Origin of the sequence: Acinetobacter sp. MF4640, from assembly GCF_002018895.1 — a bacterium.
GTDB lineage: Bacteria > Pseudomonadota > Gammaproteobacteria > Pseudomonadales > Moraxellaceae > Acinetobacter > Acinetobacter johnsonii.
This window is the reverse complement of the sequence record NZ_MVOM01000055.1, coordinates 1-26,025: the sequence shown is the minus strand read 5'-3', so window position 1 is coordinate 26,025 and position 26,025 is coordinate 1. Positions and strand designations below refer to the sequence as shown.

Genomic DNA, 26,025 nt, shown 5'->3' with positions numbered 1-26,025 from the left:
TTACTATAGACCACATTTAAGTTTAAATATGAACACCCCGAATCAGATGTATGAGCAAACTAAAACCGAGCTAATTGCTTAACTCGGTTTGAAGTGGAATACTGTCAATCTATTTCAGGACAAGACATAAATATTGTTGTTCTAGATGTTCAATCAGTTGATTAATATTTTCAGGTTTAAGTAATCGGTGGTGTCCACCTTCAACTGCTTGAATTAACATATAATTTTCTAAAATTTCCTGTGCTGCATACATATCAATTAATTCATCTCCCAGCTCCAAGTAGGCCACTTGCGGTACATTGTGGTCTAAGTCAGTCTCATTAATGCTCGGGTAATCATCGCGAAAGTCAGGCGCTAAGCGTGGGTTGGCAATCACACATGGAATTTGATGTAGCAGCGACATTTTCAATGCCCAATACGCACCAATACAATGCCCAACAATAATCTCAGGTTTTATTTTTTCAATAATATCGTCGTAGAAACTGGCTACGGTAGAAAAATTGAGATAGCGATAATCGATATCGATACAAAATTTCTGCTTTGCATCAATGGCATGGAACTTAGTGGACTCGCGAGAGGAGTCTAATCCATGCAAAAACAAAATTTTAGATTCGCATCTGCTCATGATTTATCATTCAATTAAAAAACTAAATTATTTTATGAGTGGAGAAAAGTTTACTTTTCCACGATTTATAATGTCCATTGTAGAGAGATTGACCGTGAAATGAAGTTAGCTTTTGGTCTAAGAAATAGACAGACCTTTTATACGGTGGGTGTCTTAGCTCTGAAATAAACAGGATGTATACTTTTTTATATACCGCGTGGTTTTTGATGATGCTCATTCGTCTGGAATTCTGCTATGCTATGCAACTTCCGTTTTTTAATACATATACGAGGCAGAGATGACGCAACAAAACGCTCAATCGACTTCTGAACAAACCATTTCCGAAAACGATTTAATTGCACAGCGTCATGCCAAGTTAAAGCAGATTGAAGATCAAGCCAAACAAACGGGCACTAGCCCATGGCCAAACACGTTTAAACGTGAACATTATGCGCAAGACTTACAAGATCAATTTGCAGACAAAAGCAAAGAAGAAATTGAAGCAGCAGAGCATGTTTATGTGTCTGTAGCGGGTCGTGTGATGTTGAACCGTGGTTCATTCATCGTGATCCAAGATATGACGGGTCGTATCCAGTTATATGTGGCGCGTAAAGAGTTATCACCAGAAACTTTAGAAACCATTAAGAGTTTAGATCTTGGCGATATTATCGCGGTGAAAGGTTATATTGGTCGTTCAGGTAAGGGTGACCTTTATGTACATATCGAACACTTTGAGCTTTTAACCAAGTCGCTTCGTCCACTTCCAGATAAATTTCATGGTCTAAACGATACTGAAGTTAAATATCGTAAGCGTTATCTTGACCTAATTGTGAACGAAGAAACACGTAAGACTTTTGAAATTCGTGCCAAAGTGGTTTCAGGCATTCGTGCATTCTTAACTGAACAGCGCTTCATGGAAGTAGAAACACCGATGATGCATGTGATTCCAGGTGGAGCATCAGCGCGTCCATTTGAAACGCATCATAATGCTTTGGATATGCCACTTTTCTTACGTATCGCACCTGAGCTTTACTTGAAACGTTTGGTGGTTGGTGGTTTTGAGCGTGTGTTTGAAATTAACCGTAACTTCCGTAACGAAGGTGTTTCGACGCGTCATAACCCAGAATTCACCATGATTGAATTCTATCAAGCTTATGCAGACTATAAAGACTTGATGGAACTTACCGAAAATATGCTTGAGCGTTTAGCGCTGGAAATTTTGGGTTCAACTGATGTGCCTTATGGTGAAGAAGTTTATAGCTTCAAAGGTCCATTCAAGAAAATTTCGATGTTTGATGCCATTCTTGCACACAACCCACAGTTCACGCCTGAAAATGTCAATGATCGTGAATTCTTGGCAAAATTTGTGCAAGAAGAGCTGAAAGAACAGGTAAAACCAGGTTTTGGTCTGGGCAAACTTCAAACCATCGTATTTGAAGAAACTGTTGAAACTCAGCTACGTCAACCGACTTTCATTACAGAATATCCAGCTGAAACATCGCCATTGGCACGTCGTAATGATCATAACCCACATATTACGGACCGTTTTGAGTTCTTTATTGGTGGCCGTGAACTTGCGAATGGTTTCTCCGAGTTGAATGACCCGATTGACCAAGCTGAGCGTTTCCAAGCACAGGTTTCAGAAAAAGACGCAGGTGATGATGAGGCAATGCACTACGATGCAGACTTTGTTGAAGCACTTGAGTATGGTTTACCACCGACAGCTGGTGAGGGTATCGGTATTGACCGTTTAGTCATGTTATTCGCTAATGCAGCAAGTATTCGTGATGTGATTCTGTTCCCACACATGCGTCATAAAAACTAAGTTTGATCTGAACATAAAAAGCCCGCATTCATTGCGGGTTTTTTTTGATCTTTACAACATTACTAAATAGAAAAGCTTGTAAAAAAGAGATAAAAAAAATAAGGTAACACTTAGCTTTAAGTCCTGAGAATAAAACGGAATGTTTCTAAAAAAAACACTTGCAATCGCTGTGCTAATGGGTGCAACAACGAGTATCTTTGCTCAAGGTCTCGTTTTAAATGATCAAAATTTAAGAACAGATCTAAACTGGTTAAATCAGCAGGGTGTGATTCAAATTAGCACATCTACATGGCCAATGAGCGGTGATGAAATTCAAAGAGTATTGTCTCAGGCTAAAGTTGCGACTCCTGCTCAGCAAAAAGTTATTGAGTCAGTGCGAGCTCATCTCGATCGTGAGAACGCGATGTTTAAAGCACGTTTATTTGCTGAGAGTGATCAAAAACAAATTCCGCAAGCTTTTGGTGATCAAGAAAAGGCACAGTACCAAGCAGGTTTGGAATTTAATGCCGGTGGTGAAAATTGGGATGTTCGTCTTAGAGTGAATGGAGAAAAAGACCCACAAATTGATAATGGCCATGATGTGAATGTTGAAGGTTCATATATTGCAGGAAAATTGTGGAATCAATGGGTAGTTGCAGGTCAGATACCAACATATTGGGGCCCAGGGCATGATGGGAGCCTTTTACGAGGTGATGCGAGTCGCCCAGTCTATGGCTTTACCGCTCAGCGTGCAGATCAATCAGCTTTTGAAACAAAATGGTTGTCATGGATTGGCCCGTGGCAATATCAAGCATTTGCAGGTCAATTAGATGATTATTCTGCTGTGCCTGATGCTAAATTAGTGGGTTTACGTCTTACAGCACAACCTTTACCTTATTTAGAATTGGGTGCTTCCCGTGCTTTTCAATGGGGCGGAGAAGGTCGTCCTGAAAGTTTAAGTTCATTATGGGATGCTTTTGTCGGAAATAAAGACAATGGTGGGACTGGAGAACCAGATCCATCTAACCAAGTTGCTGGTTTTGATGCTCGATTGAATTTTCAGCAGTTGTTGAATGTACCTATGAGTCTGTATGGGCAATATGTAGGTGAAGATGAAGCTGGTGGATTACCTTCTAAAAAAATGTATCTTGCTGGCGTAGATTATTCGTCATCTTTTAAAAATATGCCATATCAACTTTATACAGAATGGGCTGATACACGAACCAATCGTGATGCTCTCGGTATTTCTTATAATCATACTAACTATACAGATGGTTATTACCAACATGGTTTCCCATTGGGGCATGCTATGGGGGGTGATGGTGAGATGATTTCTGTTGGTGGGGATATTCGATTCGATCCAATGAATCGTTTAAATGGTCGATTATTATTTGCAAAGATTAATCAATCTGGCCGTATTACCAATGCAGCCTTTCCTGAAACAGATGATATTAAAGCTATCGATTTAACGTGGTCACATTACTTAAGACCATTTGTACCAATCAAAATTAATGGTTGGTTCAGTGATTCTGATTTACATGGTAATGATGCTGGTGCATCGATTGGTATAGAAATACCTCTGGATAAACGCGTTTTTCATTATTAATATTTGAGAGTGATAGAACCCGCATTCATTGCGGGTTTTTTTATGGCTCGTGCAATTAGCTTAACTTTCTTTGCTATCATGTTGATATATAAAATCAACAAGCTGTTCTGTATTGACTGTTATTTTTAGTCTTCTAGGTTGCGAGTTTGGTGTGTCACATACATAGAACCTAAATGAAACCGACTTTAGGTCTTTGTAAATGTATTGCCAAGCAGAAACATAGATGAAAAATCGAAGCATGGAAGGGTGAACAGGCTGAATACTTTGAATGAAGTTGATGTAATATTTGAGTGTATTTAGGGATTTATGATCATTGAATAAAACTTATAGATCTTATCAATTTTGTTTTATATGAGGTTTTTGCATATAAATATAATAAAACAAGCAATAGTGTGTATAACTAAATCTTTATAATGAATATATATTTTTAAAAGTGTAATAAGTACACGATTTTTGTGAGTTGGTGCTGTCAATGTCATTAAATGAGGAAAGACTTACTCATCTTAAACAGCTTGAAGCTGAGAGTATTCATATTATCCGCGAAGTAGCTGCTGAGTTTGAGAACCCAGTGATGCTTTATTCTATTGGTAAGGATTCAGCAGTCATGCTGCATCTGGCGCTAAAAGCGTTCTATCCTGCCAAGCTACCATTTCCGCTTCTACATGTAGATACGGGCTGGAAATTTAAAGACATGATTGCTTTCCGCGACAACATGGCAAAAACCCATGGCTTTGATTTGATCGTACATCAAAACAAAGAAGGGAAAGATGCGGGCATTAACCCATTTGACCATGGTAGCTCAAAATATACCGACATCATGAAAACTCAAGGCTTAAAACAAGCACTTGATAAATACGGTTTTGATGCGGCATTTGGTGGTGCGCGTCGTGATGAAGAAAAATCACGTGCGAAAGAACGTGTCTATTCATTCCGTGACTCGAAACACCGTTGGGACCCAAAAAACCAACGACCTGAACTTTGGAATCTCTACAACGGTAAAGTGAACAAAGGTGAAAGTATTCGTGTATTCCCACTATCAAACTGGACTGAGCTTGATATTTGGCAATACATCTACTTGGAAAGTATTCCATTGGTTCCACTTTATTTAGCTGCAGAACGTCCTGTGGTTGAGCGTAGTGGCACCCTGATTATGGTTGATGATGAACGTATGCCTTTAAAAGAAGGCGAAGTTCCACAAATGAAATCGGTACGCTTCCGTACACTTGGTTGTTACCCACTTACGGGTGCAGTTGAGTCAACGGCAAATACCTTACCTGAAATTATCCAAGAAATGTTGCTTGCAACCAGCTCTGAACGTCAAGGTCGTATGATTGACCATGATGAGGCGGGCTCAATGGAGAAGAAAAAGCAAGAAGGTTATTTCTAAAATCTCCCCCTAACCCCTCTTTAGTAAAGAGGGGAGAACTCCCGAAAAAAATGGAGGAAAGTCCTCCTTTATCAAAGGAGGATTTAGGTAGATTTGAAGATTAAAAACCGATTTCTAAAGAATATGTGGAGTTTTGAGCAATGTCTCATCAATCAGAACTGATTAGCCAAGATATCTTGGGCTATCTAAAACAACATGAAAATAAAGACTTATTGCGTTTTCTGACTTGCGGTAACGTCGATGATGGTAAGTCAACTTTAATTGGCCGTTTGCTTTACGATTCAAAATTGATTTATGAAGATCAATTGCAAGCAGTAACTCGTGACTCTAAAAAAGTCGGTACGACAGGCGATGCACCTGACTTAGCACTTCTTGTCGATGGTCTACAAGCTGAACGTGAGCAGGGTATTACCATTGATGTGGCTTATCGTTATTTCTCAACTGAAAAACGTAAGTTCATCATTGCGGACACACCGGGACATGAGCAATACACGCGTAACATGGCGACTGGTGCGTCAACCTGTGATCTTGCGATTATCTTGATTGATGCGCGTTATGGTGTACAAACTCAGACACGTCGTCATACTTATATTGCAAGCTTACTTGGCATTAAGAACATTATTGTTGCGATTAACAAAATGGACTTGGTTGAATTTTCTGAAGCGCGCTTCAATGAAATTCAGACGGAGTATGCAGGTTTTGTGGCGCAATTGGGTGACCGTAAGCCAAACAACATTATCTTTACGCCTATTTCAGCATTGAATGGTGATAACGTTGTCAATAAATCACCAAATACGTCATGGTATACAGGCGAAACGTTGATGGGTACGCTTGAGTCTGTGGAAATTAACCGCAGTTCAGTGACCAATGATTTCCGTTTCCCTGTGCAATATGTGAACCGTCCAAACCTCGACTTCCGTGGTTTCTGTGGTACGGTTGCGCTGGGTGATGTATCGGTAGGTGACAAAATCGTGGCTTTACCATCAGGTAAGTCGTCGACCGTCAAAGAAATTGTCACTTATGATGGTAATTTAGAGCGTGCTGTTTCAGGTCAAGCGGTAACCTTGACTCTGAATGACGAAATTGATATTTCGCGTGGTAACGTGCTTGTGCGTGCGGATCAAGCTGCGCCAGAAATTTCACGTTCGGTCAATGCCACTGTGGTTTGGATGGCAGATCAACCGCTGGTGATTGGTAAGTTGTACAACCTAAAAGTGGGTACGCAAACCGTTCCTGCAAAAGTCACTGCTATTAACTACCGTACCAATGTCAACACATTGGAAAAGGCACAAGTCGATAGCCTTGAGTTGAATGCCATTGCTAATGTTACCGTTGAGTTTGATGCGCCTGTCGTCTTTGATCGCTACCAAGACAGTCGTTATACAGGTTCATTTATCTTCATCGACCGTTTAAATAACGTGACGATTGGTGCGGGTATGGTGGAGGAGTCTGTGGAATGGTCTGCTCATAGCAACCCTGTCACAGCGGAAGACCGTGCTGCACGTTTAGGTCAAAAACCTGCTGCGGTAACTGTATCTGTGAAAGCACTTGAAAATGCACAAGTACTTGAAAACTTGTTAATTCAACAAGGTGTGGTTGCGATTGCGAAAGCAGGTCTAACTGCTGATCAGGTTGCACTAGTACGTGAAACAGGTGTGGTTGTGGTGACTGACCTTGTCGACGGTACAGATGTCGCATTCACTCAAGATGCGGTTGAAGAGCTAGCTGATAAAATTGTTGAATTGGTTCGCCTATAAGAGATTGAGCTGATTTGAAGGAACCCACCGTAAGGTGGGTTTTTTATTTCTATTTTAGATGGATAAATATTATTCAAATAAATAATGTGATATTTCAATAAAAATTCAGTGCTATAGAATGCCTCTTTTGTAGAGGGGTATTATGAAAAAAATATTATTATTTATTGGTTTAACTTTAACTTTTGCTGCTGATGCTAAACAGGCTACGCAAAGTGATGAAGCGATTAAGAAGGAAATTATTCAACAATCGATACAAATGTATTCGGGAAATTGTCCTTGTCCTTACAATACTGCAAGAAATGGAAGTCGGTGTGGTAAACGTAGTGCTTACAATCGAGTCGGTGGTGCTGCGCCACTTTGTTATCCAGAAGACGTGAGTGATCGTATGGTAAAAGAATTTAAAGGGCGAGCGTAATTTAAGTTCGATTTACAAGGCTTGGAAAATGAAAGAAAACCTGCGGAGATACAGGTTTTCTATTTTGGTGAGGGATTAGACAAGCTTTAATTATTGAGATTGTTAATCGATTGGTTTTGTTAGGAAGTCTCATTATCTTTGTTTAAGCGCTTTTTCAGTTTATTCACATAACGTTTAAATGGCCAAGTAAACTGCTTCACAAAACTGTTTGGAATTTTATAGCCGACTGTGCCATATACACTGGACAAATGATTAGGCATGTAAATCGATTTAAAAATCACGTCATAAAGTGGAATAAAGGCTGCATAATTTTTATCAATCGCAGGCTTTTCAGAAGAATGATGCCAGTGATGAAATTCAGGTGTTGCGATCAGCCAGCGCAGATAGGGAAAGCGGAAACGCACGTTGGAGTGAATAAAAATGGCATGGAAAGAAATAAAGACCAAATAAGCAAAGACCGCAGACGTATGAAAACCTAACAAGAAAATTGGCAAGGTTGCGATAAAACGGGTCATTAACACTTCAACGATGTGTAAGCGTGAAGAGGCTAGCCAGTCCATTTGTTCCGTTGAATGGTGAATAGCATGAAAGCGCCATAAAAAGTTCACTTCATGCATCGCACGGTGTAACCAATAGGTGGTGAAGTCCACCACAATCAATAACTCAATAAACTGCAACCAAATTGGCTGCGCCTGCACATAAGGCACAATCGGGTTATTGGGAATATGCGTGATCCAATACTGAATAGGCATGACCGTTAAAAACGAAAAAAGCTGAATGCCAATATGGCTAAACATGAAATATTTCATGTCTGTGACCCAGCCAACGCGCAGAATTTTCTGTTCAGTGTTCTTTGCAAAGAATCCTTCAAGTGGGATAAAGACTAAAGCAAGGATGATTAAGGTAATAACGAAATAATCAAAACCTGCATAAAAGGGTAGAGCAGGCAATGTCGGTACTTTGATCAGCCCACAGCCTAAAATAGCCGCTAAAATGGTGATACACAAACCATAAAAACCATATTTATTCTGTTTAATGATCGCACTATAGGTGCCAAAACCAGCACTGAGGACGATACCGAACAGTAAGCTATAGTAGAAAACATCATAGTGTTTGCTATATAGCGGACGTAGTTCTGGTGTGGTGAGCACAGTGGGAAATAAAAAACATAAAGCCGCAAAAATACCCAAAAAGCCTAAGGAAACAGAAAGAAATGCACTGATCTTGCCTTGCCCAGCATTGAGTTGTAGGTTTTCAAATTTTTTTCTGAGTTGATCTGTCATTTTAATTTAATTCTGAATTTTAAGAGTTTTGTCCGAGTTCACTTGATGATGTGAGCATGCAAACAGAGGTTAAATTTTAGCGGTATTGTAACTGTTCAGCAATCTTATCTAAAAATATCAAGTAATCCTTCACGTTTATCCATTCGATCTTAAATTTTGATGTTCTATTTCAGGGCTTGAGGTTGCAATCATTAAAAAATTATTTAAGATATATCTTAATAATTTAAAGATGTATCTTTTTATGTCTAAAGCACAAAAAGTTGAATCCTTTACTGATTTGGAAATAGCGCCAGTGTTACGTAAACAGCGCCTATTTGAAGCGGGTCAGATGAAACTTTTAGCCTTACATCTCATTTCATTCGCGCCTAAATATGGCTATGACCTCATTAAAGAGGTGGGTGCAATTGTGGGAGGGGGCTATTACCCAAGTGCAGGAACGATCTATCCAACCTTAAATTATTTGGAGGAGCAGCAGTTTGTTCAGGTCGCGTTAGATGATGCTGAACGCAAGCAATACTGTATAACGGCTTTGGGTTTGAAGCATCTTGAGGTTGAAAAAGCGATCGTAAAAAAGATCTTATCTCGTTTTGATACGCGTAAACAAATTCAAAATAATGAACAATATCTTGATATTAAACGTGCGATGGAAAACCTCAAAGCGTCCTTAAAGCTCAAGATACAACACAGTGAGCTGAGCGCTGAACAAATTCGTGTTATTGCAGAACAAATTGATCAAGCAGCAGTGAATATTACACGTCTCTAGGAAAACAGAATGAAACAACATACTTATGAAGTCACACTCAAACACATTGCAGATGCTCAAGGCAACCCGTCGACCTATGCCGATACTTTGAGTTTCAACACTTATAACCACGACGATATTTTTAAAGTGTTACAGGTGATTCAAAACAGTCAAATGCTGGATGATGAGGCAGCGAAATCATTTGCTGTTGGTTTAAAGCTCTTTAGTGAGGTGATGCTAGAGCATAAAAACCTTCCGCTCTTTAAAGATTTTATGCCACATTTTGGGCAGTTTATGAAAGCTTTAAAACAAACCGTTAAGACGCAAAGCCAAAGCTAATTTTTATTTACTCAGTTCGATTATGTTCAACACGCTCCCAAAAATTCATATCAAACACTTAAATTGGTTAATGCCTTTGTTGCTTTCAGGTCTGATGAGTGGTTCTATTTCTGGTTTTAACTTACTGTTAAATAAATGCCTAGTGCATATTTTCTTCCATCTTTGGCTCAAAAGCTGGAGCTTATCTTGGTTGATTGCATTTCCTCTGATTATGGTGTTTTTGCCTTTGGTTCGTAAATTTCTAATGCAGTTTGTGTCTTTGCCTGATCAGCCACACAATTGAATATCTGTTTTTTTCATCTAACCCTAATCGTTCTAAGTAATGTTTGAGAGGGATGTCGAGAGCAGTCGCAGCTTGCTTTTTTTATCAATGATTAGTGCTATCGTGCAGCAAAATAGTCTTCAGGCTATACATAAGTACGGTGTTATTCATTTCAATTTATTTCTATGATCAAATAGGTCTATGAAACTTGAAAAATATCGCAAGAGTTAGGAATAAATCATGTCACAAACAACGATGCAACAGGTCATTATTACAGAGCCGGGTGGTGTGGATAAGCTGGCATATGAAACAGTGACTATCCCTGAAGCAAAAGCAGATGAGGTCTTGGTTAAGGTCCATGCGTTTGGCATTAACCGTCCAGATATTTTACAGCGTCAGGGTTTATATCCAATGCCGCCTGGGGTAACGCAAGTGCCGGGGCTTGAGGTTGCAGGTGAGGTCGTTGCAGTTGGAGCTGAAGTTACCCAGTTTAAATTAGGCGATAAAGTTTGTGGTTTGACCAATGGTGGTGGTTATGCAGAGTATTGTGTGGTTCCACAAAGCCAAACTTTACATATTCCAGAAAATGTAAGCTTTGTGGAAGCGGCGGCTATTCCTGAAACTTTTTTCACGGTCTGGGCCAATGTGTTCCAAATGGGTAAAGCTAAAGCAGGGGAAGTGGTGTTGGTACATGGTGGAACCAGTGGTATTGGCACCACGGCACTCATGCTATGTAAAGCATTGGATATTAAAACCTTTGCAACAGTCGGCAGCGATGAAAAAGTACAAGCCATTGCGAATTTGACAGATGCCATCAATTATAAAACCCAAGACTTTGAACACGTGATCAATGAGAAAACGGATAATGCTGGTGTTGATGTCATTTTAGATATGGTGGGTGCACCGTATTTAGAAAAGAATTTGAACTTGCTCCGCCGCGATGGACGTTTGGTTTATATTGCCTTTTTAGGAGGGGCAAAAGCCAAAGATGTTAAGTTGGGGCAAATTATGATGAAGCGCTTAACCATCACGGGTTCGACCATGCGTGCACGAAATACGGCTGAGAAGGCTGAGATTGCACAAGGTTTACAAGATCATGTAGTACCACTATGGGCCAAAGGCCAGTGCTTGCCAATGATTTATCAAACTTTTGAGTTCGATCAGATTCAAGCAGCGCATGCGTGCATGGATACGGGTGAGCATGTGGGTAAAGTTGTGGTAAAAATTCTGTAATATTTCTACAGTATAAAAAGTAGAGCTGACCTAGTGTCAGCTTTTCTTTTGTCTAAAATTTTCCAAAAAATAAAAATAATGTACTGAAAAAAGAAAATAATTTCACAAAGATTAAAAAATGATAACTGTTCGACACAACCTGTCAAAACCGTGGTGTAAATTTGCAACTAAATTTAAACCTGACAAATTTACGTGGTTTTAAATGAAAAATAAAACAGAAAAGAGGGTTGTCATGAAAATTTTATCGACATCATATACACATGCGCATGGTTTCCGTGCGCTCAAGCGCTTGCATAAGGCGGTTATCTATAATAGTGTTTTACCTGATGAGTTACACAAGTTGTATAAAGCCTTAATTCATTTTGAGCGCTATATAGAGCGATTAGCGCATCAGCAAACCGCTGTAAAGAAGAAGAAATCTAACAAACATTGAACGCTTTTTTTTTGATAAAAAATGACATGGCTTGAAAGCTGACCGTTTGTCTTTTACTTAATATTATTCAGTGATTTATATTGAATATAATGCTTAGGCATTTAACTATAAATAAAGACACAACATTGATTGTGCAGCGAGGGCAATATGAAGCGTAAAGCTTCAACACATGAACGCCTTGCGGAGCGTTTAGCAAATATTTTGACTAAATTAAATACTGGGTATCAATTGGGGGTTGCAGAACTAGCACATGAATTTCAGGTGAGTACGCGAACGATAGAGCGAGATTTTGACCGTCTCAATACATATTTGCCTTTACTTCAAGATGAATATACCAAGAAATACTTTTTAGATCCTGTTTATCTTGGGCGCTTTAAGCTACAAGACATTCAGAACTTTGCGCAGCTTTCTGGGATCAGTGAGCTATATCCATCTCTAGATATGTCTTTTCTACGTGGCCTGCTTGATGAGCGTGCGAATCAAGTGTTCTCTGCTAAAGGTTATTATTATGAAAATGCACAGCAATTTGCTGAACATTTTCAGGTTTTTGCGGGCGCGATTCATAAGCGTCAAAAAATCAGTTTTATTTATAATGATCGTTTGCGCCATGTTGACCCGTATCGTTTAATTCATCATCAGGGCAGTTGGTATTTGGCTGCAGCTGTAGCTGATGAATTACGTGCTTATCGTTTAAGTAAAATAGATCAAGTGGTTGTACATGAGTCGGAGATTTTCGAGCACCATTTAGAGGTTTTAACCCAATTAGAACTGAGTGATGGGATTTGGTTTGCAAAGCATAAGCAAACGGTGAAAATATCGGTGCGGCCTGAAGTTGCCTTATATTTTAAGCAACGTCTGTTATTGCCAGAGCAACAAATCGTACTAGAAGATGCATCAGGTGGTTTGTTAATTGATTGTCAAATTTGCCATGAAATGCAACTTTTACCTTTGGTACGTTATTGGATTCCATACATTAAAATTATTGAGCCAGCTCATTTTCAAGAAAAATTAGAACAAGATCTGCAACATTATTTATTACCACCCTTATCGTGATAAACGAATGAGATATTATTTTTAAGAGAGTCAATATGCTCTCTTTTTTGTGCATTGCATTATGCTTTTTCTGTAGGCATAAAAAAACCAGCTTAACGCTGGGTTCTTTATATGCACCATGCTTAGAAGTATAAGAATGGTGCCCGAGGCCAGACTCGAACTGGCACGCTTTGTGGGCGGGGGATTTTAAATCCCCTGTGTCTACCGATTTCACCACTCGGGCTTTAACAAGATGGAGGCGGAGGTCGGAATCGAACCGGCGTCCACGGAGTTGCAGTCCGCTGCATGACCACTCTGCCACCCCGCCGCGTCTTGTTGATGCGTATATTAGCAAGCTCTGAAAAAAAAACAATAGTGCTTTCATTCGTATGCGCATAAAAACAGCATATAGCGAAAAATATTTAAAATTATCATGTATTATGTGCAAAATTGATTCATATCAACACTTGGAGATGTGCCGTGGCATTAGTTTTAGATGGTCGTGCATTGGCAAAACAAATTGAAGCTGACTTGTTAACTCGCGTTGAAGCGCTCAAAGCAAAATCAGGTCGTACCCCAATTCTTGCGACTATTTTGGTGGGTGACGATGGTGCATCTGCAACTTATGTACGTATGAAAGGAAATGCCTGCCGTCGTGTTGGTATGGACTCACTTAAAGTTGAACTGCCAAAAGAGACCACCACTGAACAATTGTTGGCTGAAATTGAAAAACTGAATGCAAATCCTGATGTTCACGGTATTTTACTTCAGCATCCAGTGCCTGAACAAATTGATGAGCGTGCATGTTTTGATGCAATCTCTCTTGCAAAAGATGTGGATGGCGTAACGTGTCTTGGTTTTGGTCGTATGGCCATGGGTGAGGCAGCATATGGTTCTGCGACACCTGCCGGCATTATGACTATTTTGCAAGAAAACAATATCGAAATTGCTGGGAAGCATGCTGTCGTTGTAGGACGTTCTGCAATTTTAGGTAAGCCAATGGCTGCGATGTTACTTCAAGCCAATGCGACCGTAACGATCTGCCACTCACGTACTCAGAACTTAGCTGACTTTGTGAAACAAGCCGATATTATCGTGGGTGCGGTTGGTAAGGCAGAATTGATTCAAAAAGATTGGATCAAACAAAGTGCAGTGGTTGTTGATGCTGGTTTCCATCCACGTGATGGTGGTGGTGTAGGCGACATTCAATTGGTCGGTATTGAAGAAGTCGCTTCTGCGTATACACCTGTTCCAGGTGGCGTGGGTCCAATGACGATTACGACACTAATTCGTCAAACAGTTGAAGCTGCTGAAAAAGCTTTGGGTTAATTTTTATAAGACTCTAAAATCAGTTTTATGTTGGTTTGGGAGTCGTGACATCGTCATTTGCTGCTGTTTGAGTTAAGACTTTATTGTTTATTTAATGTTTCTGCGACTTTTTAAATAGATGGTGGTGTTTAACGAGTTCAGCGAATGACCATGGTTTTGCCTACTTTTGCCAAAACAAAAGTAGGCCTAGCCGAAGGCTAATTCCTCAATCTAAATCTTAGCTGCAAGAACCCGCAGTAAAAGCATAAAAATACTCAATAACTTATGAGCTGTACTTTTCAATTCCCCAGAGCCCCAGATCATTTACTTCAAGCCTTGCATGAAGTGATTCCAAACTGTGAATTGCTTGCGCAACAGCTTCCTGAAACATCTATTTCCTTGTGGCTCATTCCTCCTGTATTTCCAACCGATAAACTGGATGATGAAATTATTCGCCGTATTTGGAATGAAACACCATATTGGATCTTTTGTTGGGCTTCAGGCCTAGCCATGGCGCAGTGGTTACTGGCGGAGCCTCATCATGTCAAAGATAAGGTAGTGTTGGATTTTGGCGCAGGTTCAGGTGTGGTGGCGATTGCAGCCAAAATGGCGGGCGCAAAACGTGTGATTTGTTGCGATATTGATGCAGTTAGTTTAGATGCTTGCCGTGCCAATGCAGAGCTGAATAGCGTAGAGCTAGAGTATTTAGATGATTTATATCAATCTGAACAGGTCGATGTTCTATTGGCTGCTGATGTTTTATATGATCAATGCAATCGTTTCTTTTTAGATGAATTTTTAAAGTTTGCACCTGAAGTTTGGGTGGCGGATAGTCGTGTTAAAAATTTTAGCCATCCGAAGTACATGAAGCTTGATGAGCGTAGTGCCACAACTTGGCCGGATCTAGATGAGTCACCAGAGTTTCGTAATGTGGGTTTTTATCGAACTTTAGAGACTCAAAAAGGGCACTAAGCCCTTTTTTATATGAAGGTATTAAGAGCAGGTATAGCGCACAACATGCAGTGTGCTTGGTCGTGCTTCAAGTGATTCGCGTGTTGCAAAGTTTTCACCTTGGTGTAAGTCGGGTGTGTTGCTTAAACCAAAAGTGGCACGGCTTTGACCAATTTGGCGGCCATATTCGGGAACATCTGCTGCGGTGTTAGGAATTTCATTAATACTTAAAACCGCCAATTTATAATTTTTTTGTGAACCTAAAACTTTTTGGCAAGCACGTTGTAATTTATTTTCATCGAGTTGCTGATTTTTACGAGCAGCAAGCGTATAAGCAAGGGTAGCGCTCGACGCTGATTGATGTTCAATTTGATAGCCAACATTGCCATTGTATTGGCGAGGCGTGCTTTGACATGCAGATACTGCTAAAACGATACAGCTTAAGCCTAAAAGTTTATACGTATTTTTCATATAAAAAGTTCCTAACATTATTCTTGTTCTTAGTATGCCATACGCAGGTGTAATTCACGATATTTCAATCGATCAAGTTTCGGCAAAAAAATTGATCAAACATAAAAAATGCCTTCATTCGAGAAGGCATTTTTTATGTCTAGATTATTAACTTACACACTTACTTACTTTAAGCATCAATGATCGGTAATCATACTGTGCTTTTTGGTGTCTTTCATAAAGATGTAAGTCAGTAGAGATAAACCAATCATGAAGGTGATGTAGTAAAAGAAGTAGTTTTCATGTCCTGCATTTTTAAAGCTCAACGCCACAAGCTCTGCTGTGCCACCAAAGATGGTATTGGCAATCGCATAAGGTAGGGCAACCCCTAGTGCACGAATATGTGCTGGAAAGAGCTCTGCTTTGACTACAGCATTAATTGCGGTATAACCCGTTACAATCACCATACCACTCATACATAGCATAAATGCGGTTGTTGGACTGCTGGTTGAACCTAGACCGTTGAAAATTGGAATTGTGAACAGCACGCCCAATACACCAAAAGTGATCATAATTGGTTTACGACCAATTTTGTCAGACAGTGCGCCCACCACAGGTTGCAATAGCATGAAGACAAAGATTGCTGCTGTGGTGATCTCTGTTGCTGTGGTTTTTTCAAAACCTGAGGTGTTGACTAAGTATTTTTGTAAATACGTAGTAAAGGTGTTAAATGCAAGTGTTCCACCCGCAGTCAGCATAATCACAGTGAACGCTTGCTTTGGATATTTAGTAAATAAAGCAAGTGCGCTAGATTTTGGGCCACCATTTTTAGCCTGTTCTTGTGCATCTTTTGAAGATTGGGTTTCAACCAAACCACGACGAATCCAGAACACCACAATGGCAAGTACAGCACCAATGAAGAAGGGAATACGCCAGCCCCATTCAGATAACTGTGCTTCGCTCATGGTGCGTTGTAAAATGATCAACACACACAGCGCCAAGAGCTGACCTGAAATGAGAGTCACATACTGAAAACTAGAGAAGAAACCACGATGGTTTTTTCCAGCCATTTCCGTTAAATAGGTTGCGCTTGAACCGTACTCTCCACCAACACTTAAACCTTGCAATAGACGGGCAAAGAGTAATAAGGCAGGTGCGAGCATACCCACACTGGCATAGGTAGGTGCACAGGCAATAATCAGAGATCCCACACACATTAAAGATACAGACAGGGTAAGACCTGATTTACGTCCTTTACGGTCTGCATAAATACCCATGATCCACGCGCCAATAGGACGCATCAGGAAGCCCAGTGCAAAGACGGCTGCAGCTTGTAAGAGTTTTACCGTGTCATCCCCTTCAGGGAAAAACTGTGGCGCGAAATATAAGGTAAATGCGGCATAGACATACCAGTCATACCATTCAACTAAGTTGCCAGCTGAACCACCGAGAATCGATTTTAAACGGGTCTTTTTATCGATGTTTACTGGAGCAGTTTGGGGAGATAGATCAGTCACAAAAATTTCCCAAAGAGAAGTTCGGAAAATACATCTTTTAACTTTTTAAGTAGAAAAAGTTAAAACAATATATTTTAAGATTAAACAAAAAATTCTGTTTCGTTATACGCCCCTTATCCTTGGACTTCATTCGACTTTAGTCTAAATGTTGGTATGATTTATATGCTGTTAAGTTTTTCTAATGAATATCTTTATTTTAATGGGAAATTATCATTTTACTTATCTAGAACAAACTCTTGTGATTTTTAAATGTGTGAATAGTCAATTAAAATACAAGGGGTTATGGTGCTTTTTTATTTTATGGTGAATGTTGTTTTTTTAAAGAGAAAGTTGTTTTTGGTTTGGAAATTGGTTGATTTTTCACTAAATAGTCAAAATAAAAAATTAAATTGTAAAAACAGATAAGGTTATTAATTTATTTAAAGCAGCGCATTTTCTCTGATTTGACTGGCTTTGGAATATGACAAGATTGGATTTTGATGTTAAGTTTAGCGGGAAGAACAAAAATAACACAATAACTCAACGAGAGAGGTGAATATGCAAGACACAGATGCCATTTATGATATTGCCGTTGTGGGCGCGGGCATCAATGGGGTGGGCATTGCAAATGATGCTGTAGGGCGTGGTTTAAGTGTTTTCGTCTGTGAAAAAGATGACTTAGCCAGTCATACGTCTTCAGCCAGTAGTAAGCTCATTCATGGTGGATTGCGTTATCTCGAACAAAAAGAATTTCGTTTAGTACGTGAAGCGCTATTAGAGCGTGAAGTCCTGTTAAAAAAAGCCCCACACTTGATCCATCCTATGCGTTTTATTATGCCGCATTTGCCTTATTTGCGCCCTGCATGGCTAATTCGTTCAGGCTTATTTATCTATGACTATTTGGCAAAACGAGAAACATTAGAGGGTTCAGAGCTTGTTCATTTTAATGTCGACAGTCCCTTAAAAGACACCATTAAACGTGGTTTCGAATATTCAGATTGTACTGTGGATGATGCGCGTTTGGTGGTAGTTAATGCAATCCAAGCACATGAGCTAGGGGCTCAAATTCGGACACAAACGCGATGCATTTCTGCGGTTCAGCAGGAGGGTGTGTGGTGCCTAACGTTGGAGCATCAAAAACGACATTACCAAATTAAAGCTCGAACTTTAGTTAATGCAACTGGTGCATGGGTCACAGATTTTATTCAACAGCAACTGTCCCAAACCCCAAAGGCAGGCATTCGATTGGTTCAGGGCAGTCATATCATTGTGAAGCGTTTATACCCTGAACAGCATGCATTTATTTTGCAAAATGACGATCAACGAATTGTGTTTGTAATTCCTTATTTAGATGAATACAGCCTGATTGGTACCACGGACGTAGAGTTTGAGGGTGATGCAAATCATGTCCATATTACCGAGCAGGAAACGGCTTATTTGATTGATGTGATTAATGATCATTTCAAGCTTCAATTACAGCAAGGAGATGTGATTTCAAGCTTTGCAGGCGTAAGGGCGCTGTATGATGATGCAAGTACCCAAGCCTCTAAAGTGACACGTGATTATGTACTGGCGATGTCTAAGCCTGTTGCGGATGAAGCGCCATTGTTATCTGTTTATGGTGGAAAGCTAACGACTTATCGCAAGTTGGCGGAAGCGGCTTTGCTACAGCTGAAACGTTATTTTCCACACATGAAAGCGGAATGGACGGCTGAGGCAAAACTCCCAGGTGCGGAAGGTTTTAGTTCAGTCGAGGTTTTATGTGCAGAGTTGATGCATGAAATCAAAGGGCTAGAGTCTCAAACAGCGCATCGTTGGGCAAACAGTTATGGTCGTCGAGTGTGGCATATGCTCGGTGAGAACAAAGATGTACAAACTTTAGGGCAGTCTTTTGGCCATGGTTTGTATCAGCAAGAAGTGGATTATATGGTGAAACGTGAGTGGGCCGTCAGTAGTGAAGATATTTTAAAACGACGGACTAAGCTGTATTTAAAGTTTGATGCGCTAGAAACTCATGCTTTAGACATTTACTTGCAGGATTTACACCTGCGTCGCATGCAAGGGGATGCTGCATAGTGTTGATTGCGTTTCATGGTTACACTTGATTTCGTTTTATTAAAAAAAGCCGCTATTGCGGCTTTTTTTAGATTTAAATTTCGATACCACCGAGCTGTTTACAGTCCACTGGTGTCTTCCATTTTACAGCCGTTCCCCAAACGACTGGGCGAACAATACGCCAAGGCCAAAAGCCAAAACGTTGGCTGGCATTGTAGTTGATGACGACATTACCACCGACTTGATGTGCACGCTCAGCAAAACGCGGATAGAGTTCAACCACGCTGCCATAAGTGCCTTTAGCGACTTTGATGCGCTTTTTGATTTCAAATTGAGTTGAATCAGGTGTGCCTTTGATTGCGCAAACATGAAGTGCTGGCTGAGTTGTTGCTACTTCTGTTTGAGCCATGACTAGGCTTGATAAACCCAGTAGACCGATTGTGAGTGTGAGTTTTTTAAGCATGAATTACCCCTTGATAAGTTTTTGTTGAGTTATAAAGTTTTAAAATTATAAATAGATTAAAAAAAGACCGCTTACGCGGTCTTTTTTTGGCTTAATTTAAAGATTAAGCAGATTGCTTAACAGCATCTAAAAGTTCGTTTTGACGAGCTTTTAGTGCAGCTGGTAGGCGTTCACCAAGTTTGTCGAATAGTTCAGTGTGGCTTTCAAGCTCTTTGATCCATTGATCTTTGTCTTGAGAAGTCACAAGGTCAAACTGGGCTTTAGTGAAGTCAGAACCTGTCCAGTTCAACTGTTCATAAGTTGGAACTAAACCAATTGGTGTTTCAACTGCATCAGCACGGCCTTCACAACGGTCAATGATCCACTCAAGAACACGCATGTTTTGACCGAAACCAGGCCATACGAAGTTACCTTCAGCATCACGACGGAACCAGTTCACGTTGTAGATGCCCGGAAGTTTGTTGCCCGCAGCTTTAGCTTTCGCTGCAACTTCTTCACCAAGCTCTAACCAGTGAGAGAAGTAATCCGCCATGTTGTAACCCGCAAATGGAAGCATTGCGAATGGGTCACGACGAACAATACCTTGTTGGCCAACGGCCGCAGCAGTTGTTTCAGAGCCCATAGTTGCAGCTTTGTAAACACCATCTACCCAGTCAAATGCTTCTGAAATTAGAGGCACTGTGTCTGCACGGCGACCACCAAAGATGAATGCTGAAATTGGAACACCGGCTGGATTTTCCCAGTCAGCATCGATAGAAGGACATTGACCTGCTGAAACAGTGAAGCGCGCATTTGGATGAGCTGCTTTTTCACCAGCAACATGTGGTTGACCTTTCCAGTTGGTCAGGTTAGCAGGTGCTTCTTTAGTAAGACCTTCCCACCATACTTCGCCGTTGTCAGTTACCGCAACGTTGGTATAGATGACATCTTTAGTCAATGTCGCCATGCAGTTCGGGTTGGTCTTGGTATTTGTACCAGGTGCTACACCGAAGAAACCTGCTTCTGGATTGATTGCGTATAAGCGACCATCTTCACCTGGTTTGATCCAAGCAATATCATCACCTACAGTTTCAATTTTCCAACCTTCGTAGCCTGCTGGTGGAATCAACATCGCGAAGTTTGTTTTACCACAAGCAGAAGGGAATGCCGCTGCGATGTAGTGTTTTTCGCCTTGAGGATTAGTCACACCAAGGATCAACATGTGTTCAGCTAACCAGCCTTGTTGACGACCCATAGATGATGCAATACGTAAAGCTAAGCATTTTTTACCTAACAATGCGTTACCGCCGTAACCAGAACCGTAAGACCAGATTTCACGTGTTTCTGGGTAATGCACGATGTATTTTTCAGGGTTGCAAGGCCATGCAACATCTTTTTCGCCATCAGCAAGCGGCGCACCAACAGTATGTACGCAAGGAATAAATTCACCGTCTGTACCAAGAACGTCATAAACAGCTTTACCCATGCGAGCCATTTTAGACATGCTAACTGCTACATAAGGAGAGTCAGTTAATTCGATACCAATGTGCGCAATATGAGAACCCAATGGGCCCATAGAGAACGGTACTACATATAAAGTACGACCTGCCATTGAACCGTCAAACAAACCATTTAGGCGGGCACGCATTTCAGCAGGCTCTTCCCAGTTGTTTGTTGCACCAGCATCTTCTTGTTTTTCAGAGCAGATGTAAGTACGACCTTCAACACGAGCAACGTCAGAAGGATCAGAATTAGCAAGATAAGAACCAGGATGCGTTTCTTGGTTAAGCGCTTGCATTGTGCCGTTAGCGATCATCAAGTTGATATAACGTTGATATTCTTCTTCGCTGCCGTCACACCATTCAATTTTCGCTGGTTTTGTTAATTTTGCAATTTCTTCCACCCACGCAATAAGCTTAGGGTGACGAACGAATTCTGGTGCGTTCACTTGGGTCATGGTGAGGCCTATCTCAAATATGTACACGTTTGTACAAAGTACAATCTCAGCAATAAAATTTACTGCAGAGATGAAAAGATGAAAAAAAAGTGGCTGTATTAAAGCATAATTTGATAAAAAAAATAAGACCAAAGGCGTATCTAAATTATGAACAGTTCGATGGAGTTGCTTCATTTTAATTATTAAAAAACAATAGTTTGGTTAGATTTCTTGCTTTTATTTTGTGTATTTATTATATTTATGAGGATTATTCATTTAAGATATTAGTATTAAAATCATATGCTTGCATTTATTTTGTGATTGAGATTTATTATTGATTAAATAAATGGTAGTCATTTGAATTTTACATAACAAAACTGTTAAGTGTTGAATATTTGGACAAAAATAGAGCAATTACTTCAAGTTTAGGTGCAAAATGTCAGAGCAACTCAAACCTTTATCACTTATTTATAATAAAAAATCAGGTTTTCATGCTGCAAATAAAGATGAAGTGTATGAACAGTTGGTAGCAGATCTGAGTACCGCGGGTTTTGAAATACAGTCATTTGAGTTAAGTGAGTGCATGAACTTTGATCAGATGATGCAAGAGATTTTACTACGCCATCGTCAAGCGGAAAATGTAGGGGTCGTGGTTGCTGCGGGTGGCGATGGTACTTTAAATGCAGTTGCGTCTAAATTGATGGGAACGGATATTCCCATGGGAATCTTGCCTCTAGGTACATTTAACTATGTTGCGCGAGTGTTGAATATTCCGTTGGATTTATTAGACGCAGCCAAAGCCATTAGTGAAGGGCAGCCACGTTCTGTACATGTGGCGCAGCTGAATCAACATATCTATCTGAACAATGCTAGTTTAGGGCTTTATCCTTTATTTATTCAAAAAAGAGAACAGTTTAATAAGCATTTTGGACGTTTTCCATTGCATGCGTATACTTCGGCATTGGATGTTCTCATCCGCGACCGTAAAGAGTTAAAACTTGAAGTAGAAGTCGATGGACAGCGCTATCCAGTGAAAACGCCATTGATTTTCTTTGGCAATAATCAACTTCAACTGGCTGAAATGAAACTACGTATTGCCGAGGCGGCGGAAGCAGGCAAAGTGGCGGGCGTGGTAGTAGCAAAAAGTGATAAGCGGACTTTGTTCAAGACCTTATGGCAGTTGATTAAAGGCAATTTGGATCAGGCTTCCGATGTCTATAGCTTTGCAGCAGATGAAGTGATTGTTCATTCAAAGCGCAATAAGCTCACGGTTGCGGTAGATGGAGAAATTGTCACGATGACACCACCGCTGAAAATTACAGTACGTAAGCATGCGCTGAATATCATGGTTCCCGCATGATTTTACATTTGTCAGATTTACACTTTGGGACCGAACGCGAAGCCTGTTTACAGGCCATTCGTCAGTTATGTGAGGAACATTCTTTTGAAGCCGTAGTGGTCAGTGGGGACTTGACCCAACGTGCGCGGTTTATTCAGTTTTATGCTTGTCGGCAGTTTTTAGACAGTTTAAAGCTGCCGTATTTGGTGGTGCCGGGGAATCATGATATTCCGCTGTACCATGTGTGGAATCGTTTTTTCAGTCCCTTTGCACGTTATCAACTGTTTTTTGGGGGGGTGGAAAACACCTTAGAAACTGAACATTTTTATGTCATTGGAGTGAATAGTATTCGTCGGCGTTACCACACGCGAGGGCATATTTCACTGAACCAAATTCAAGAGATTGATCTAAAATTGCAGCAAGCACCTGCGCACAAAATTAAACTGATCGCCGCGCATCAGCCTTTTTATACTCCGCCAGACCATAGTCATGGTGTGAAAGACTGTCCGATGCTTGGTCGTATTGCATTGGAGCAATGGAGCCAACATGGTTTAAATGGACTTTTACATGGGCATTTACACCACGCTGCCGTTTATGATTTGAATCAGATTTATCAACTTGGGGTATCGCATCCAGTGCTGGATATCCATGCTGGAACGGCAACATCTTATCGTTTACATGCGGGTTTGCCCAATAGCCTGAATATTATTTTGCCGAATGCCGATGTACAACATTTGAGCTTTAACGCTGCAACCAATCGCTTCGAGTTGATGCAGCAAAGTATGTCAGATTGAATTGAGTGTCTGAACTTTGATGAGGTTTGCTTAAAAAGAGCACAAAAATATAAAAATATTTTGTGTTTGCCCTTGAAGCGTTTTATTCCATCCCCACAAAAGTGTCATATCAAAATTTTGTTGATGACCTAGGAATAAGAAGTCATCTTCACATCGTAAACAATGGCATTTTGAAAATGTCTATGGAGCTAGAAATGAGCAAAATTCGTCCTTTACATGACAACGTTGTGATTCGCCGCGTAGAAAAGGAAACTAAAACTGCGGGCGGTTTAATTTTGAGTACTTCTGCTGCTGAACAGCCAGCTCAAGGTGAAATTATTGCAGTAGGTAATGGAAAAATTACAGACAATGGCATTCGTGCTTTAGATGTAAAAGTGGGCGACAATGTACTGTTTGGTGCATATGCAGGCACTAAAGTTAAAGTTGAAGGCGAAGAACTTCTTGTGATGAAAGAGTCTGATATTTTAGCGGTTCTTGAAGGTTAATTCAGAACGTTCATTTGCTGTTTAAGCAATACAATTGATTAAAATTTAAGAATATTTGGAGTTTAGTATGTCAGCTAAAGACGTAAAATTTGGTGATTCAGCTCGTTCTAAAATGATTGCAGGCGTAAACGTGCTTGCAGATGCTGTAAAAGTAACTTTAGGTCCTAAAGGCCGTAATGTTGTGATCGACCGTTCTTTCGGTGCGCCGCACATCACTAAAGATGGTGTAACGGTTGCGAAAGAAATTTCTCTAAAAGACAAATTTGAGAACATGGGCGCTCAATTGGTTCGTGAAGTATCTTCTAAAACCAATGACATCGCTGGTGACGGTACAACAACTGCAACTGTACTAGCTCAAGCAATTTTAAATGAAGGCATCAAGTCTGTAACAGCGGGCATGAACCCAATGGACTTGAAACGCGGTATTGATCTGGCTGTTAAAGCATTGGTTGCTGAAATTAAAGCAACAGCAAAACCTGCTTCTGATACTAAAGCGATTGAACAAGTCGGTTCAATCTCTGCAAACTCTGACGAAACTGTAGGTAAACTCATTGCACAAGCAATGGAACGCGTAGGTAAAGAAGGCGTGATTACCGTTGAAGAAGGTTCAGGCTTTGAAGATGCTTTGGACGTTGTTGAAGGTATGCAGTTTGACCGTGGTTATATCAGCCCATACTTTGCAAACAAACAAGACACATTAACGGCTGAACTTGAAAATCCGTTCATCTTGCTTGTTGACAAAAAAATCAGCAACATCCGTGAATTAATTACTGTACTTGAAGCTGTAGCTAAAACAGGTAAACCACTTTTAATCATCGCTGAAGATGTTGAAGGTGAGGCCTTAGCTACACTTGTTGTTAACAACATGCGCGGAATTATCAAAGTATGTGCGGTTAAAGCACCTGGTTTTGGTGACCGTCGTAAAGCAATGCTTCAAGATATCGCAATCTTGACGGGCGCGACTGTAATTTCTGAAGAAGTAGGCATGACTTTAGAACAAGCTTCTCTTCAAGACTTAGGTACTGCGCACAAAATCACTGTGTCTAAAGAGAATACTGTGATTGTTGACGGTGCTGGTGATGCAGCTCAAATTGCTGAACGTGTTACGCAAATCCGCGCGCAAATTGAAGAATCATCTTCTGAATACGATAAAGAAAAACTTCAAGAACGTGTTGCTAAATTAGCAGGCGGTGTGGCTGTGATCAAAATTGGTGCAGCGACTGAAGTTGAAATGAAAGAGAAGAAAGACCGTGTGGACGATGCGCTTCATGCAACACGTGCTGCTGTTGAAGAAGGTGTGGTTGCTGGTGGTGGTGTTGCACTGGTACGTGCTGCAGCTGCACTTGACGGTGTAAATGGTGCGAATGACGACCAAAACGTAGGTATTAACATTTTACGTCGTGCGATTGAAGCGCCACTTCGTCAAATCGTTGCCAATGCGGGTGATGAGCCTTCAGTTGTGATCAATGCTGTGAAAAATGGTGAAGGTAACTTCGGTTATAACGCTGCTACTTCTGAGTATGGTGACATGCTAGAAATGGGTATTCTTGACCCTGCGAAAGTAACGCGTTCTGCACTTGAGCATGCTGCATCTGTAGCTGGTTTAATGTTGACAACTGAATGTATGATTACTGACGTTCCAGAAGACAAGCCTGCAATGCCTGATATGGGCGGCATGGGTGGTATGGGCGGAATGATGTAATCTATACCATATTATTTTAGATGTAAAAAGGCCGCTTAAATGCTAATGCCAGTCAGTTAAGAAATTGACTGGCATTTTCTTGGGTACTTTTGAGGCTTTATTTTGACGACTCTAGGGCATTGCCTTGATCTTCTTTCAGGCAAAACAAACATTTTAGACTGTTCCAGCAA

General features: G+C 40.5%; 24 protein-coding genes and 2 tRNA genes. 18 read left to right on the top strand and 8 right to left on the bottom strand.

The genetic code is table 11. The features are described 5' to 3' along the window. Positions 1-109: 109 nt before the first annotated feature. Positions 110-625: a YqiA/YcfP family alpha/beta fold hydrolase gene (locus MF4640_RS15545; protein WP_078390161.1), complete on the bottom strand. Its 516-nt coding sequence runs from the start codon at positions 623-625 to the stop codon at positions 110-112. A 277-nt stretch (positions 626-902) separates the two neighbouring features. Here MF4640_RS15545 and lysS point away from each other — a divergent pair, with 277 nt between their 5' ends. The 5 genes from lysS (at position 903) to MF4640_RS15520 (ending at position 7,573) form a co-directional block, all read left to right on the top strand. After that, a complete protein-coding gene (gene lysS / locus MF4640_RS15540) occupies positions 903-2,429 on the top strand; it encodes a lysine--tRNA ligase (protein ID WP_078390160.1) in 1,527 nt (508 codons plus the stop codon). A 139-nt stretch (positions 2,430-2,568) separates the two neighbouring features. Further along, on the top strand, positions 2,569-4,014 hold the full coding sequence (locus MF4640_RS15535) for a capsule assembly Wzi family protein (protein ID WP_078390159.1): 1,446 nt from the start codon (positions 2,569-2,571) through the stop codon (positions 4,012-4,014). Positions 4,015-4,486: 472 nt separating this feature from the next. After that, a complete protein-coding gene (gene cysD / locus MF4640_RS15530) occupies positions 4,487-5,401 on the top strand; it encodes a sulfate adenylyltransferase subunit CysD (RefSeq protein ID WP_004694369.1) in 915 nt (304 codons plus the stop codon). Positions 5,402-5,541: 140 nt separating this feature from the next. Then, positions 5,542-7,158 (top strand): sulfate adenylyltransferase subunit CysN, encoded by a 1,617-nt coding sequence (cysN, locus tag MF4640_RS15525; RefSeq protein ID WP_078390158.1) that lies wholly within the window; start codon positions 5,542-5,544, stop codon positions 7,156-7,158. A 142-nt stretch (positions 7,159-7,300) separates the two neighbouring features. Then, positions 7,301-7,573, top strand: a complete 273-nt coding sequence (locus MF4640_RS15520) for a hypothetical protein (RefSeq protein ID WP_078390157.1) — start codon at positions 7,301-7,303, stop codon at positions 7,571-7,573. Positions 7,574-7,692: 119 nt separating this feature from the next. Here the strand turns inward: MF4640_RS15520 and MF4640_RS15515 are convergent, their stop codons facing one another. After that, positions 7,693-8,856, bottom strand: coding sequence for a sterol desaturase family protein (locus MF4640_RS15515; RefSeq protein ID WP_078390156.1), 1,164 nt, complete (start codon positions 8,854-8,856; stop codon positions 7,693-7,695). 241 nt (positions 8,857-9,097) lie between these two features. On the opposite strand from MF4640_RS15515, the gene MF4640_RS15510 reads away from it, so the two are divergent. The 6 genes from MF4640_RS15510 (at position 9,098) to MF4640_RS15485 (ending at position 12,918) form a co-directional block, all read left to right on the top strand. Continuing rightward, a complete protein-coding gene (locus tag MF4640_RS15510; RefSeq protein ID WP_078390155.1) occupies positions 9,098-9,619 on the top strand; it encodes a PadR family transcriptional regulator in 522 nt (173 codons plus the stop codon). A gap of 9 nt (positions 9,620-9,628) precedes the next feature. Then, positions 9,629-9,937: a DUF3861 domain-containing protein gene (locus MF4640_RS15505; protein WP_078390154.1), complete on the top strand. Its 309-nt coding sequence runs from the start codon at positions 9,629-9,631 to the stop codon at positions 9,935-9,937. Positions 9,938-9,959: 22 nt separating this feature from the next. Continuing rightward, positions 9,960-10,220, top strand: coding sequence for a DUF2798 domain-containing protein (locus MF4640_RS15500; RefSeq protein WP_078390153.1), 261 nt, complete (start codon positions 9,960-9,962; stop codon positions 10,218-10,220). Between the two features lie 219 nt (positions 10,221-10,439). After that, a complete protein-coding gene (locus tag MF4640_RS15495; RefSeq protein WP_078390152.1) occupies positions 10,440-11,432 on the top strand; it encodes an NAD(P)H-quinone oxidoreductase in 993 nt (330 codons plus the stop codon). 232 nt (positions 11,433-11,664) lie between these two features. Further along, positions 11,665-11,865: a hypothetical protein gene (locus MF4640_RS15490; protein ID WP_004980994.1), complete on the top strand. Its 201-nt coding sequence runs from the start codon at positions 11,665-11,667 to the stop codon at positions 11,863-11,865. 147 nt (positions 11,866-12,012) lie between these two features. Further along, complete coding sequence (locus MF4640_RS15485) at positions 12,013-12,918, top strand: helix-turn-helix transcriptional regulator (protein ID WP_078390151.1); 906 nt, start codon at positions 12,013-12,015, stop codon at positions 12,916-12,918. Between the two features lie 137 nt (positions 12,919-13,055). Here the strand turns inward: MF4640_RS15485 and MF4640_RS15480 are convergent. Both MF4640_RS15480 and MF4640_RS15475 read right to left on the bottom strand, forming a co-directional pair. Continuing rightward, a tRNA-Leu gene (locus MF4640_RS15480) sits at positions 13,056-13,141 on the bottom strand. A 10-nt stretch (positions 13,142-13,151) separates the two neighbouring features. After that, positions 13,152-13,225: transfer RNA gene (locus MF4640_RS15475), tRNA-Cys, on the bottom strand. 152 nt (positions 13,226-13,377) lie between these two features. On the opposite strand from MF4640_RS15475, the gene folD reads away from it, so the two are divergent. Together folD and MF4640_RS15465 are read left to right on the top strand one after the other, a co-directional pair. Continuing rightward, complete coding sequence (gene folD, locus MF4640_RS15470; protein WP_078390150.1) at positions 13,378-14,226, top strand: bifunctional methylenetetrahydrofolate dehydrogenase/methenyltetrahydrofolate cyclohydrolase FolD; 849 nt, start codon at positions 13,378-13,380, stop codon at positions 14,224-14,226. 264 nt (positions 14,227-14,490) lie between these two features. Continuing rightward, the gene (locus tag MF4640_RS15465) at positions 14,491-15,177 is read left to right on the top strand and encodes a class I SAM-dependent methyltransferase (RefSeq protein WP_078390149.1); all 687 of its coding nucleotides are present in this window, start codon (positions 14,491-14,493) and stop codon (positions 15,175-15,177) included. Positions 15,178-15,198: 21 nt separating this feature from the next. Here the strand turns inward: MF4640_RS15465 and MF4640_RS15460 are convergent, their stop codons facing one another. Beyond that, entirely contained in the window at positions 15,199-15,627 is a 429-nt protein-coding gene (locus tag MF4640_RS15460; RefSeq protein WP_078390148.1) for a hypothetical protein, read from the bottom strand. 176 nt (positions 15,628-15,803) lie between these two features. Continuing rightward, entirely contained in the window at positions 15,804-17,123 is a 1,320-nt protein-coding gene (locus MF4640_RS15455) for an MFS transporter (protein ID WP_078390146.1), read from the bottom strand. 537 nt (positions 17,124-17,660) lie between these two features. Between MF4640_RS15455 and glpD the strand changes: the two genes are divergently transcribed. After that, positions 17,661-19,178 (top strand): glycerol-3-phosphate dehydrogenase, encoded by a 1,518-nt coding sequence (gene glpD / locus MF4640_RS15450; protein WP_078390145.1) that lies wholly within the window; start codon positions 17,661-17,663, stop codon positions 19,176-19,178. A 73-nt stretch (positions 19,179-19,251) separates the two neighbouring features. Here glpD and MF4640_RS15445 read toward each other — a convergent pair whose 3' ends face one another. Both MF4640_RS15445 and MF4640_RS15440 read right to left on the bottom strand, forming a co-directional pair. Continuing rightward, complete coding sequence (locus tag MF4640_RS15445; RefSeq protein ID WP_078390144.1) at positions 19,252-19,620, bottom strand: hypothetical protein; 369 nt, start codon at positions 19,618-19,620, stop codon at positions 19,252-19,254. Positions 19,621-19,723: 103 nt separating this feature from the next. Continuing rightward, on the bottom strand, positions 19,724-21,556 hold the full coding sequence (locus MF4640_RS15440; protein WP_004694340.1) for a phosphoenolpyruvate carboxykinase (GTP): 1,833 nt from the start codon (positions 21,554-21,556) through the stop codon (positions 19,724-19,726). A 415-nt stretch (positions 21,557-21,971) separates the two neighbouring features. On the opposite strand from MF4640_RS15440, the gene MF4640_RS15435 reads away from it, so the two are divergent. The 4 genes from MF4640_RS15435 (at position 21,972) to groL (ending at position 25,855) form a co-directional block, all read left to right on the top strand. Next, the gene (locus MF4640_RS15435; RefSeq protein ID WP_004694337.1) at positions 21,972-22,895 is read left to right on the top strand and encodes a diacylglycerol/lipid kinase family protein; all 924 of its coding nucleotides are present in this window, start codon (positions 21,972-21,974) and stop codon (positions 22,893-22,895) included. Then, on the top strand, positions 22,892-23,668 hold the full coding sequence (locus MF4640_RS15430) for a metallophosphoesterase family protein (protein ID WP_004694334.1): 777 nt from the start codon (positions 22,892-22,894) through the stop codon (positions 23,666-23,668). The genes MF4640_RS15435 and MF4640_RS15430 overlap by 4 nt, the downstream gene beginning before the upstream one ends. A gap of 194 nt (positions 23,669-23,862) precedes the next feature. Next, the gene (gene groES, locus MF4640_RS15425) at positions 23,863-24,153 is read left to right on the top strand and encodes a co-chaperone GroES (RefSeq protein WP_004694333.1); all 291 of its coding nucleotides are present in this window, start codon (positions 23,863-23,865) and stop codon (positions 24,151-24,153) included. A gap of 67 nt (positions 24,154-24,220) precedes the next feature. After that, a complete protein-coding gene (gene groL, locus MF4640_RS15420) occupies positions 24,221-25,855 on the top strand; it encodes a chaperonin GroEL (protein ID WP_004694331.1) in 1,635 nt (544 codons plus the stop codon). Positions 25,856-26,025 lie beyond the last annotated feature (170 nt).